This is a genomic window from Halalkalibacter oceani (genome assembly GCF_040544555.1).
Lineage (GTDB): Bacteria > Bacillota > Bacilli > Bacillales > Bacillaceae_D > Halalkalibacter > Halalkalibacter oceani.
This window is the reverse complement of sequence record NZ_JBEPKD010000044.1, coordinates 1-13,056: the sequence shown is the minus strand read 5'-3', so window position 1 is coordinate 13,056 and position 13,056 is coordinate 1. Positions and strand designations below refer to the sequence as shown.

Sequence of the window (13,056 nt, the reverse complement as noted above, 5' to 3'; positions counted from 1 at the left end):
TCTTCAGCGCCGATGGTAGTTGGGGGCTTCCCCCTGTGAGAGTAGGACGTTGCCGGGCGATAAAGTACAATCCAAGCGGATTGTGCTTTTTTATTTGCACAAAGGATAACGCACAAGGCGCGAAGAGCAATAGGGTTTAAAAAAGTGTCCATAGCTGTGACGCTTGCTATCGCTGCTTCAGGGGTGATTCAAAGTTCTTTCGATTTATTGAGGGGGGTTTTTCTCCATGAAAAAGGTTTAGATAAAAGCTAGTTCGGTTAAAGTGATGATACGTGGAAACATCTTCAATTTTAAAGGAGGAGTAAAATGACATTGCAAAAGGAACTCCAACTGTTGAAAGAGCAAAGATGTGAAGAAGGTTGCTTGACGATTTATTTGAATACCGACCAATCAAACCAGGACCAGAAAAAAGGAGAATGGAAAATTCGTCTCAAAAATGGCTTGAAAAAACTTGAAGAATATATTCAAGTTAGTGACGACCGGTACCTGAATGACTATAGAAAAATAAAAAAACAGGTGACGAGCGCCGTGCATGATCTGCAAACAGAAATGCCAAGAAGTGTGGTTGTTATTGCTTCTGCTGATGGAAATTGGGTATTGAAAAAATTGAACGTCAATGTTGAAAATCAATTTCATTGGGAAAAGCACCCCGTCTTGGATCAGCTCTACCATATTCAAGAAACCTTCCCACGTTCAGGCGTAGTCCTGATTCAAAAGAAAGAGGTCACGATCATTGAGACAAGCCTAGCAGAAGTAGAAAGTGAAGTGAGCTATCAATGGGATGTCGAAGATGAAGATTGGAAACAATATGAGGGTCTTGCTTCCAGAGACAGAATGGCCTCTGGCGCGACGCATCGCGACCAAGTCGACCAACGCTTTGAAGCGAATCAGGCAAGGTGGTATAAGCAGCTGGCGGCGATCGTTCAAAAACAAGCAAAAAAACAGAGCTGGAGCAAATTATATTTAGTCGGGCCCCCGGAATTATTGCAGGAATTTGAACAGCATATTACTTATAAGCATATTGATAGAGTAAAGAAAAATTTCACCAATGTGAAGCCGCACGAAGTGGTCAGTGAAGTACTGGCTTCTTAACATAGGACAGCGTAGAGGATGACCCCCACTGTTTTTCAACGTGGCGTTATCCTCTATCGTCGTTAAAAAAGTCGATACATACACGAAACAACTGTTATCAATCGAAGAGGAATGGCTATACTAATAAAAAGCAGATAAGTTGCACTTTTTGGAAAGAACGATTATAATGTTTTTAAAGTCAAAGATAGTCAAAGTCAAAAATGGGAAGGGGGACACTCTATGAGGAATATATCCGATCTCATTGAAGAATATCTGAAAGCGACAATAAAAAAAAGTGGAGACGACTTGCTGGAAATTAAACGGAGCGAAATTGCCAAAAAGTTTCAATGTGTACCTTCACAAATCAATTATGTGATTCAAACACGATTTACTGTTGAAAAAGGATATTTAGTAGAAAGTAAACGAGGTGGTGGCGGATATATTCGGATCATTAAAATCAGTCCCCATGACCATGTTGATTTGTTTGATCAAATGATTGATATTATCGGTCAGAAGGTCGATCAAAATACGGCCGAGAATATTATTATCCGCTTATATGAGGAACAGGCTGTAACAAAGCGCGAAGCTACGTTGATGATCAGTGCCGTTGACCGGATGCATTATCAGGCGAATGTTTCTCATCGCGATGAGGTGCGTGCCAATATTTTAAAGGCGATGCTAAAAACGTTAAAGTATAAAGAAGCATAGCAGGGAGGGGGAAAAAATGCTTTGTCAGGAATGTAATCAACGAAAAGCGAGCCTTCATTTCACAAAAATTATCAATGGCGAGAAGACGGAGTTCCACATATGTGAGCAATGTGCGAAGGAAAAAGGAGAGCAGTTTCCTGGTACAAACAGCTTTTCCATCCATCAATTGTTATCAGGACTTTTGCATTTTGAGCAGCCGTTACAAACAGGGCAAGGCCAGGTTCAAAGTGTGCGGGAACTTGTATGCGACAAGTGTGAAATGACCTATGAGCAGTTCACCCGCGTTGGGCGTTTTGGCTGTGCCCATTGTTACAAGAGCTTTGAAGCGAAGCTTGATCCGATTTTAAAACGGGTCCACAGCGGAAATCAGGCTCATGCCGGCAAAATTCCGCAGCGAATTGGCGGCGGCATTCAATTACAGCGAAAAATTGACGCCCTGAAGCAGGAGCTTAAGCAATATATTGAAAAAGAAGAGTTTGAAAAAGCAGCTGAACTTCGTGATGAAATCCGTGCATTAGAACAACGAAATGATAAAAAGGAGGGATAGTAAGAGATGTCACTCCAAGATTTTATTTCCGAAGCGCTCAGCCCATGGACGAAGAAAGCCGGACCTGACTCAGATATCGTCTTAAGCAGCCGCATTAGACTTGCGAGAAATCTGGAGGAATATAAATTTCCTCTTCTTGCCTCGATGGAAGAATCCTATGCAGTTTCGAAGCATATCGGTGAGGCTCTGACTCAACAGGAGTTTCAGGAAGTCGGCCCGCTTGAACTCGTCCGGATGGATGAATTAAAGACGAATGAAAAACGTGTCCTCGTGGAGAAGCATTTAATCAGTCCGCATTTGGCCGACCAATCAAAGTATGGAGCCGTGTTGCTGGATAAAGAGGAAGCCGTCAGCATTATGGTCAATGAGGAAGATCACTTACGCATTCAATGCTTATGGCCGGGATTTCAGCTTGAGAAAGGGCTTCAGACGGCCAATGCGATTGATGATTGGATAGAAGGGTTATTGACATATGCTTTTGACGAGAAGCGCGGCTACTTGACAAGCTGCCCGACGAATGTCGGTACGGGATTACGGGCATCGGTGATGATGCATTTACCGGCGCTTGCGATGACGCAGCAATTAAACCGGATTTTGCCCGCTATTAATCAATTAGGGCTTGTTGTTAGAGGAATTTACGGTGAAGGTAGCGAAGCATTAGGTAATCTCTTTCAAATATCGAACCAGATTACGCTTGGAAAATCTGAAGAAGATATCGTCGAGGACTTGCGTGGAGTCGTGCTGCAATTAATTCAGCAGGAGCGAGCTGCGCGCAATATGCTGCTTGATCATTCCCGCCTGCAGCTGGAGGATCGGGTCAGCCGCTCGTACGGCATTCTGTGCCACAGCCGCTTAATCGAGTCAAAAGAGGCGACCCAGCGATTATCAGATGTTAGACTGGGAATTGACTTAGGGTTGATTCAAGGGCTGAGCGCGACGATTTTGAATGAGCTGATGATCTTAACCCAGCCTGGCTTTCTCCAGCAATATGCCGGGGATGTCCTATCTTCAAACCAGCGTGATGAAAGAAGAGCTACATTAATCAGAGAGAGAATGAAACTGGAACAGGAAAAACACGATTAATCCATGGAGGTGAACGTCAATGATGTTTGGACGTTTTACAGAACGAGCACAGAAGGTATTGGCATTAGCTCAAGAAGAGGCTGTTCGATTAGGCCATAATAATATTGGTACTGAGCATATTTTGTTAGGCTTGATCCGTGAAGGAGAAGGGATTGCCGCGAAGGCCCTTCAGGCGCTCAGTCTTGGTTCCGATAAGATTCAAAATGAAGTAGAATCGTTAATCGGCAAAGGCCAGGAAGGTTCAAAAACGATTCATTACACGCCACGGGCGAAAAAAGTGATTGAGCTTTCAATGGATGAAGCGAGAAAGCTTGGTCATTCGTATGTTGGAACAGAGCACATTCTTCTTGGATTAATTCGTGAAGGAGAAGGCGTTGCTGCCCGGGTGCTTAACAATCTCGGAGTCAGCCTTAATAAAGCGCGTCAGCAAGTCTTGCAGCTTTTAGGAAGCAATGAAGTTGGCAGCTCATCGCAACAGAGCGGGGGCAACAGCCATGCCAATACTCCTACATTGGATAGTCTGGCCCGTGATCTAACAGCGGTTGCTCGCGAAGAAGCGCTTGATCCCGTGATCGGACGAAGCAAGGAAATCGAACGTGTCATTCAAGTGTTAAGCCGACGGACGAAAAACAACCCGGTATTAATTGGTGAGCCGGGCGTCGGGAAAACGGCGATTGCCGAAGGGCTTGCATTGGCGATTATCGCCAACGAAGTACCGGAAACATTGCGCAACAAGCGCGTCATGACACTTGATATGGGAACGGTCGTTGCCGGTACTAAGTACCGCGGTGAATTCGAGGATCGGCTGAAAAAAGTCATGGATGAAATCCGTCAGGCCGGGAATGTCATCCTCTTTATTGACGAACTGCACACCTTAATTGGAGCAGGTGGAGCCGAGGGTGCGATTGATGCGTCAAATATTTTAAAGCCGTCGCTAGCCAGAGGTGAGCTGCAATGTATCGGGGCAACCACACTGGATGAATATCGTAAATATATTGAAAAAGATGCAGCACTTGAGCGCCGCTTCCAGCCGATTCAGGTAAATGAGCCGACGCTTGAGGAGTCGATTCAAATTTTAAAAGGGCTGCGTGACCGTTATGAAGCACATCACCGTGTCACGATTACCGATGATGCGATCGAAGAAGCGGTTAAACTGTCAGATCGCTATATCTCTGACCGCTTTCTCCCCGATAAAGCGATTGATTTAATTGATGAGGCGGGATCAAAAGTCCGGTTGCGTTCTTACACAGCGCCGCCGAATTTGAAAGAGCTTGAAGGACGCTTGGAAGAAACCCGTAAAGAAAAAGATGCGGCTGTCCAAAGTCAGGAATTTGAGAAGGCGGCATCGCTAAGGGATTCCGAACAGAGACTTCGCGAAGAACTGGAAGAAATGAAGAATGAATGGAAGAAGCAGCAGGGACAAGAAAATACAGAGGTTACGGTTGACGATATTGCCCAGGTTGTCGCCAGCTGGACTGGAATTCCGGTTTCAAAACTGGCTGAAGAAGAAACAGACCGTCTGTTGAAAATGGAAGAAATTCTTCATGAGCGCGTCGTCGGTCAGGAGGAAGCTGTTAAATCGATTTCCAAGGCGGTTCGTCGGGCTCGTGCCGGACTAAAGGATCCGAAACGTCCTATTGGCTCCTTTATTTTCCTCGGACCGACCGGGGTGGGGAAGACGGAATTGGCTCGTGCCGTTGCCGAGACGCTATTCGGTGATGAAGATTCCGTCATTCGGATTGATATGTCCGAGTATATGGAGAAGCATGCGACAAGCCGACTCGTCGGCTCCCCTCCTGGTTATGTCGGTCATGAGGAAGGCGGCCAGCTGACGGAAAAAGTCCGCCGTAAGCCGTACTCCGTCATTCTTTTAGATGAAATTGAAAAGGCGCACCCGGAAGTGTTTAATATTTTGCTACAGGTGCTTGAGGATGGCCGTTTGACTGATTCGAAAGGAAGAACCGTCGACTTCCGCAATACAGCGATTATTATGACGTCAAATGTCGGGGCCAGCACATTGCGTAAAAATAAATTCCTTGGCTTTACGACAGGAACGGATGGCCAGGAATACACCGATATGAAGGATAAAGTGATGGAAGAGTTAAAGCGGAGCTTCCGTCCTGAGTTTCTAAACCGTATCGATGAAATTATCGTCTTCCATGCTTTAGAGAAGAAGCATGTCCGGGAAATTATTACGCTGATGGCCGAGCAGCTTAAAGTTCGCTTAGCTGAGCAGGGGATTGAGTTTGAGTTAACAGAAGCCGCCAAGGATAAAATTACCGACATTGGCTATGATCCGGAATATGGCGCGCGGCCATTACGCCGTGCCCTGCAGAAGCAGGTGGAGGATCGTCTTTCCGAAGAGCTCTTAAAAGGAACGATCGTTAAAGGGCAGAAAGCGTTAATTGACGTCAAAGACGGCGAGTTGACGGTTATCACCCGCGAGAATCTCCAAGTGTAAATATAGATTCGCTTATGACTCGAGATAAGGGCTAATAAGCAAGAAAAGCCGAGGGAGAGGCATAATCCCTTGGCTTTTCACCATACATATAGGAGAAACCCTCCCTTGGCTGATATTTCTGCTACAATGAAAGAAGGAAGCATCGTGTACTAGGAGGGCAAGAAGATGGCCAAACGAAAAACAAAATTTGTCTGCCAGGAATGTGGATATGAATCGGCTAAATGGATGGGCAAATGTCCCAGCTGTCAAAGCTGGAACACCATGGTGGAGGAATTTGAACAGTCGGCGCGCCAGGCAAGTCGAAGCTATGTGACTTCCACTGCAACAGGAAACACAAAGCCGCAATCGATCATCTCCATTAAGAGCGACATGGAGACGCGAATCGGGACGAAGATGAAGGAGCTTGACCGGGTACTCGGAGGCGGGGTCGTTCCAGGCTCACTCGTGCTCGTTGGCGGAGACCCGGGCATCGGGAAATCGACTTTGCTGCTTCAGCTTTCGGCAAAGCTGGCAGAAACGGGACAACGGGTGCTCTACATCTCGGGGGAAGAATCAGTGAAACAGACGAAGCTGCGCGCTGACCGGTTGAACTTATCATCGCAGGAGCTGTATGTGTTAGCAGAAACTGATATCGCGTTAATTGAGCGGGCGATTGACGAGGTACAGCCTGTTTTAGTCGTCATCGACTCCATTCAAACTGTCTATCAGGAGGAAATCACGTCAGCGCCGGGAAGTGTGGCCCAGGTGCGGGAATGTACGGCGGCTTTCATGAGAATGGCAAAGACAAGAGGGATCGCGATTTTTATCGTCGGCCATGTTACGAAGCAAGGCTCGATCGCCGGGCCGAAGCTGCTTGAGCATATGGTTGATTCCGTGCTTTACTTTGAAGGTGAACGCCATCACACGTATCGAATTTTGCGCGCTGTAAAAAATAGATTTGGGTCGACAAATGAAATGGGCATTTTTGAAATGAAGGAACTGGGACTGGCGGAAGTCGTCAATCCGTCGGAAATTTTCTTGGAGGAACGGTCCCAGGGGGCGGCCGGTTCGATCGTCGTTGCTTCGATGGAAGGCACGAGACCCGTTCTCGTCGAGCTGCAGGCACTAATTTCACCGACGAGCTTCGGAAATCCAAGAAGGATGGCGACAGGGATTGACCATAACCGGGTATCGCTGTTAATGGCTGTCCTTGAAAAGCGGGTCGGGCTTTTGTTGCAAAACCAGGATGCGTATTTAAACGTTGCCGGCGGGATTCGCCTCGATGAGCCGGCAATTGATTTAGCGATCGCGATCAGCATCGCCTCGAGCTTTCGAAATCAAATTACGAGTCCGACCGATGTCGTCATCGGCGAAATCGGGCTGACAGGGGAAATTAGACGGGTGTCGCGGATTGAACAGCGGGTGCATGAAGCAGCGAAGCTCGGTTTCCAGAGAGCGGTTATTCCAGCACGGAACCTTAGTGGCTGGACTTATCCTGAAGGGATGAAGGTCGTTGGTGTATCGACATTGGAAGAGGCACTACAGGTTGGAATAGGAGGATCATAAATGAGTGAGGAGCAGAGAAGAAATGAATTCATTCAAAGCGTATTAAAGCTGGTCGCGCCGGGAACGCCGCTGCGCGCCGGGATTGACAATGTCCTGAGGGCGAAGACGGGCGGCCTTATTGTCATTGGCTACCACAATGATATGCCGTCGATTGTCGACGGGGGCTTTTTTATCAATTGCGACTTTTCTCCGGCCTACCTTTATGAGCTGGCGAAAATGGATGGGGCGATTATTTTAAGCGATGACGGCAAGAAGATTTTATATGCGAATACGCAGTTAGTCCCGAATAATGGGATTCCATCAAATGAAACGGGCATCCGCCACCGTACCGCAGAGCGTGTCGCTAAGCAGACGGGGAATTTAGTCGTTTCGATTTCGCAGCGGCGTAATGTAATCACGTTGTATCAAGGTGATTACCGCTATTCTTTAAAGGATATCGGCGTGATTTTAACGAAGGCGAATCAGGCGATTCAAACATTGGAAAAATACCGTGCTGTGCTGGACCAGGGCATTACCAATTTAGGGGCGCTCGAATTTGAACAGCTCGTGACGTTTCATGAGGTTACCCAGGTCATCCACCGCGTACAGATGGTCCTGCGGATTAAGCGGGAGATTTTAAACTATGTGAATGAGCTCGGGGATGAAGGTCGGCTGATTACGATGCAATTAAGCGAGCTTGTCGCTGATACTGAAAAAGAAGCCGTTTGGCTCTTGAAGGATTATGTTAAGGACCGCAAGCAAGACGTCAACGAAATTCTGAAGGAACTGACGAAGCTGCAGGCGGAGGAACTGCTTGATGAACACGAGATCGTTAAGGCGCTCGGTTACGGGAAAAACATTAATATTCAGGAACAGTCTGTTTCACCGCGTGGATACAGGATCCTTAATCGAATTCCGAGGCTCCCATCGGCCATCATTGAAAATCTGATCGAAAAGTATGACGACTTAACGAGCATTATGTTCGCCAGTACCGAAGAATTGGATGAAGTAGAAGGAATTGGAGAAGCGAGGGCGAAATTGATAAAGGACGGATTAACGCGGATTCAGGAGCAATTGTTCGTTGACCGCCATATTTAGCCGCACTCTTATTGGTTGACTTTTCATTTGAAAAAAAGTACAATAAAAAATTAAAAAAATCAAGAGAAAAAGCGGGTTAAGGCGTTTAAAAAGTATAGAATAATCTTGGAATTTTATGTGAAATCCAGTTTGATAGGTTTTGATATCGAGAACTTGTCTATAATAATAAAAGGAGGTGAATATGGATGTTAAAAGGGATTGTTCAACTTTTCTTCGTTCTTGTAGGAGGAACATTAGGTTTTCTATTCATCCCAGAACTTATCCATATCTTAAATATTGGTAATGTTCCTTCGTGGTTAGACAGTTCTTACGCAGGAGCAGTTATCGGAGCAGTTATCTTATTTATTTCCACTTTTTGGTTGGCTGATTATATTGTCAATGTGATGAAGCTGTTGGAGGAGACGATTGTCCGCGCACCGATTCCCGACGTTTTATTCGGCACAATGGGATTGATTATTGGACTTATTGTCGCCTATTTAATTGGGATCCCATTAAATGCGATTAACATCCCGGTTGTGAGCACGGTCCTCCCGATCTTCGTGACGATTTTTCTTGGCTATTTCGGCTTTCAAATCGGCTTTAAAAAGCGTGATGAGCTGATGAATTTGACGATGCTCACCCGCGGCCTCGGCAAAAAGAAGGAAGAAGAGGAAGCTGATCTGAAAAAGGGAAAACAGCTCAAAATTCTCGATACGAGCGTCATTATCGACGGTCGCATTGCCGATATTTGCAAAACGGGTTTCCTGGAGGGGACATTGGTCATTCCTGAATTTGTGCTGGAAGAACTTCAGCACATTGCAGACTCCTCTGATGTGCTGAAGCGTAACCGCGGTCGACGTGGATTGGATATTCTGAATAAAATTCAAAAAGAACTTCCGGTCAATGTTGAAATCTATGAAGGTGACTTTGAGGATATTTCCGAGGTTGACAGCAAGCTTGTGAAGCTTGCAAAAATCTCTTCGGGTATGGTTGTAACGAATGATTTTAACTTAAATAAAGTATGCGAGCTCCAAGGGGTAGCGGTTTTAAATATTAATGATTTGGCCAACGCGGTAAAGCCCGTTGTGCTTCCGGGCGAAGAACTTAATGTGCAAGTAATCAAGGACGGAAAAGAACAGCACCAGGGTGTTGCCTATTTAGACGATGGAACGATGATTGTTGTCGAAGGGGGACGTGATTATATCGGCAAGCATCTCGATGTAGTGGTAACGAGTGTTCTGCAAACGAGTGCGGGCCGGATGATCTTTGCAAAGCCAAAGCTGTTGGAAAAAGCATTATAATGACACCGTAGCGCTTGCCTTCTTTTTTATAAGAGGAGGGAGGCGCTTCTCTTTTGGCTTGTCAGGGATGTCCAAACCGGCTCTCCTTTTCTCGAAAGATCAGCAAGCATCCTAAATGTTCCGGTTGATTCGGGGGAGATACTTGCAGCGTTTTTCCTGTTTGATACGTTCCTTCTAAGAAAATATATGTAATCGGAAGAGGAACATGCTAAAATAAGAACGATTATGACAGGAGAGAAGAGCATGAAGTACAGTGTAATTATCCCGGCGGCTGGTCAGGGGAAACGAATGAAGGCCGGTAAGAATAAGCAATTTTTAAAGCTGCAGGGCGAGGAAATCATCGTTCATACCGTGCGCTTGTTTGAAAAGGACCCGAATTGCCGTCGCATTGTTGTCGTGGCCAATGCAGAGGAAGTGGCGTTGATGAGGACGATGATGGATAAGAGTCATTTTGAAAAAGTAACGGTCACAGCCGGCGGGGAGGAACGACAGGATAGCGTCCGCAATGGATTGCAGAGCCTGCTGGAAGACGGGATTATTCTCGTCCATGACGGAGCCCGTCCGTTTGTTGAACAAAAGGTGATAGATGAACTTGTTGAGCAGGCAGGAGAGAGAGGGGCGGCTATCGCCGCCGTCCGGGTGAAGGATACAATAAAACGAGTCGAAGGCGACAGCGTCGTGGAAACGTTAAAGCGCGATGAGCTTTGGGCGGTGCAAACGCCACAGGCTTTCCAGGCAGCGCTGTTACGAGAAGCCCATGCAAAGGCCGAGCAGGCAGGGTTTACAGCTACCGATGATGCGAGTCTGATTGAATGGCTCGGTCAGACGGTCGTGATTGTAGAAGGGAGCTATCATAATCTCAAGCTGACAACGCCGGAGGATATGACAGTAGCTCAATTGATAAGCGAGGAAAGGGAGCGAAACAGATGACGGTAAGAGTTGGACAAGGGTTTGATGTGCACCGGTTAGTGGAGGGGCGCCCGCTCATTTTAGGCGGCGTGACGATCCCGTACGAGAAAGGATTGCTTGGCCATTCCGACGCTGATGTGCTATTACATACAATCTCCGATGCCGCCTTAGGGGCGATTGGCGAAGGGGATATTGGCAAGCATTTTCCTGATACGGATCCCCGCTTTAAGGATGCCGATTCAGCCAAACTGCTGGAGCACGTCTGGGTTCTTGTCAAGGAGCGCGGTTTTGCACTGGGTAACCTTGACTGTACGATTATTGCCGAAAGACCAAAAATGGCGCCTCATATCGGAGTGATGCGGGAGCGGATCGCCGGTTTGCTGGAGGCGGAGATCAGCCAGATTAATGTCAAGGCGACGACGACGGAAAAGCTAGGCTTTACCGGCAGAGGTGAGGGAATTGCTGCCCAGGCGGTAATTTTGCTCGAGCGGCACGGAGAGAATTGAACGGCTATGACGATGATGCTAAAATAAAAAAACGAGCATGCAAATATGCTAGAAACGGAAGGTGTTACCAATGGAAAGGGAAGTTCGTGTCAGATTTGCACCAAGTCCAACAGGGCATTTACATATAGGAGGAGCCCGTTCAGCGCTTTTTAATTATTTGCTCGCTAAACGGGAGGGCGGGGCCTTCATTTTGCGAATTGAAGATACCGATCAGGCGCGTAATGTGGAGAGTGCCAAGGAAAAGCTGCTCGACAGCTTGAAGTGGCTTGGGCTTGAATGGGATGAAAGCATTGATGTCGGGGGAGAGTACGGTCCGTACAGCTGTATGGAGCGCATGGATATTTACGAGAGATACATTCAGCAATTGCTTGAAGAGGGAAAAGCGTATTATTGCTATATGACGGAGGAAGAGCTTGAAGCGGAGCGCGAGGCGCAGAAGGCCCGTGGAGAAATGCCGAAATACAGCGGCCGCGACCGCGACCTTACGGAGGCCGAGCGTGCAGCTTATGAAGCGAAGGGGCTAAAGCCCGTTGTTCGCTTCCGTGTTCCGGAAGGGCAGGTCATCCGGATCAATGATGCTGTGCGCGGTGAAGTATCATTTGAATCAGATGGAATTGGCGATTTTGTCATTGCCCGCAAGGACGGTATTCCGATGTATAATTTCGCCGTCGTGGTGGACGATCATCTGATGAGGATTTCACATGTCATTCGCGGTGAGGAGCATCTGTCAAATACGCCCCGTCAAGTGATGCTGTATCAGGCATTCGGCTGGGAGCCGCCGCAGTTTGCCCATGCGTCGCTCATTTTAAATCCAGATCGTCAGAAGATGAGCAAGCGCGATGAGTCGATCATTCAGTTTGTTGAGCAGTATAAGGAGCTCGGCTATTTGCCGGAAGCGCTCGTGAACTTCCTCGCATTGCTCGGTTGGTCACCGGTCGGAGAAGAGGAAATTTTCTCGATCGAAGAGCTTAGTGCCCAGTTTAGCTTGGAGCGTGTTTCGAAAGCGCCGGCTGTATTTGATACGGATAAGCTTGCCTGGATGAACAACCAGTATATGAAAAAGGCTGATCTTGATACCGTCGTTGCCTTAGCGTTGCCTCATTTGAAGAAAGCAGGCAGAGTTCCTGAGGATCTAAATGAAGAACGATATGAGTGGATCAAGCGCTTAATCGGCCTTTATCAGGAGCAGTTGCAGTACGGCGCTGAAATTGTTGATTTAACAGAGTTGTTCTTTAAGCCGGAAATTGAGTATAATGAGGAAGCAAAAGAAATTTTGGCTGAAGAGCAGGTTCCTGAGGTGCTGGAACATCTGGCCGGGGAACTGGATCAGCTTGACGACTTTGTCGCGGCGAACATCAAAGCGGCGATTAAAGCGACACAGAAGGCTACCGGTCATAAAGGGAAGAAGCTGTTTATGCCGATTCGCGTGGCTGTTACCGGCCAGACGCATGGTCCGGAGCTGCCGGATTCGATTGAAGTATTAGGGAAAGCGGTCGTAAGTGCGAGACTGAGACGTTTGCTAAATCAATAAATCAACGTGTTGAGAGGGAAAAGTAGAAGAGGCAGTGGTTATCCAGAGACAATCACCCTGGCTGAAAGTGATTGAAACCCGCTTCTTTGAAGATGCACCCTTGAGCCTTTTTCTGAAATTATGCGAGAGTAGGAAAAAGCGAGTGGCGTCGTTATCCGCTACAAAGAGCGCGGGGCAGGTATGCCTTGCGATAACAGAGTGGAACCGCGCGCTGCGCCTCTGTGCATGAAAATGCACAGAGGCTTTTTTGGTGTGCCCGGCATGTGCATGGGCTATAGGGTTCAAGTCCCGAGCAGTGAAGGTCACTGTAACTGTTAGCCAACGACAAGGGTGTCTAG

Annotated in this window: 11 protein-coding genes and 1 other annotated feature; all 11 genes read left to right on the top strand. The window is 47.2% G+C overall.

The genetic code is table 11. The annotated features are described in order from the left end of the window. Positions 1-306: 306 nt before the first annotated feature. Positions 307-1,092, top strand: coding sequence for a VLRF1 family aeRF1-type release factor (locus ABMB67_RS22780; protein ID WP_251224423.1), 786 nt, complete (start codon positions 307-309; stop codon positions 1,090-1,092). 219 nt (positions 1,093-1,311) lie between these two features. After that, positions 1,312-1,779 (top strand): CtsR family transcriptional regulator, encoded by a 468-nt coding sequence (locus tag ABMB67_RS22775; protein WP_251224422.1) that lies wholly within the window; start codon positions 1,312-1,314, stop codon positions 1,777-1,779. 16 nt (positions 1,780-1,795) lie between these two features. After that, positions 1,796-2,326 carry a protein-arginine kinase activator protein McsA gene (gene mcsA / locus ABMB67_RS22770; RefSeq protein ID WP_251224421.1) on the top strand — a complete coding sequence of 177 codons (531 nt, stop codon included), beginning with the start codon at positions 1,796-1,798 and terminating at the stop codon, positions 2,324-2,326. A gap of 6 nt (positions 2,327-2,332) precedes the next feature. Beyond that, positions 2,333-3,409, top strand: coding sequence for a protein-arginine kinase McsB (gene mcsB / locus ABMB67_RS22765; protein ID WP_251224420.1), 1,077 nt, complete (start codon positions 2,333-2,335; stop codon positions 3,407-3,409). A 19-nt stretch (positions 3,410-3,428) separates the two neighbouring features. After that, positions 3,429-5,870: an ATP-dependent protease ATP-binding subunit ClpC gene (clpC, locus tag ABMB67_RS22760; protein WP_251224419.1), complete on the top strand. Its 2,442-nt coding sequence runs from the start codon at positions 3,429-3,431 to the stop codon at positions 5,868-5,870. 165 nt (positions 5,871-6,035) lie between these two features. Beyond that, positions 6,036-7,415 (top strand): DNA repair protein RadA, encoded by a 1,380-nt coding sequence (gene radA / locus ABMB67_RS22755; protein ID WP_251224418.1) that lies wholly within the window; start codon positions 6,036-6,038, stop codon positions 7,413-7,415. Further along, positions 7,416-8,492: a DNA integrity scanning diadenylate cyclase DisA gene (disA, locus tag ABMB67_RS22750; protein ID WP_251224417.1), complete on the top strand. Its 1,077-nt coding sequence runs from the start codon at positions 7,416-7,418 to the stop codon at positions 8,490-8,492. Positions 8,493-8,677: 185 nt separating this feature from the next. After that, on the top strand, positions 8,678-9,772 hold the full coding sequence (locus tag ABMB67_RS22745; protein WP_251224416.1) for a PIN/TRAM domain-containing protein: 1,095 nt from the start codon (positions 8,678-8,680) through the stop codon (positions 9,770-9,772). 243 nt (positions 9,773-10,015) lie between these two features. Continuing rightward, the gene (gene ispD, locus ABMB67_RS22740; RefSeq protein ID WP_251224415.1) at positions 10,016-10,702 is read left to right on the top strand and encodes a 2-C-methyl-D-erythritol 4-phosphate cytidylyltransferase; all 687 of its coding nucleotides are present in this window, start codon (positions 10,016-10,018) and stop codon (positions 10,700-10,702) included. Then, positions 10,699-11,187, top strand: a complete 489-nt coding sequence (gene ispF, locus ABMB67_RS22735; RefSeq protein WP_354573417.1) for a 2-C-methyl-D-erythritol 2,4-cyclodiphosphate synthase — start codon at positions 10,699-10,701, stop codon at positions 11,185-11,187. Before ispD ends, ispF begins: the two co-directional genes overlap by 4 nt. Before the next feature lie 70 nt (positions 11,188-11,257). After that, a complete protein-coding gene (gene gltX / locus ABMB67_RS22730) occupies positions 11,258-12,718 on the top strand; it encodes a glutamate--tRNA ligase (protein ID WP_251224413.1) in 1,461 nt (486 codons plus the stop codon). Beyond that, positions 12,719-12,942 (top strand) — a binding site (T-box leader). It begins immediately after the preceding gene. Positions 12,943-13,056: the final 114 nt, after the last annotated feature.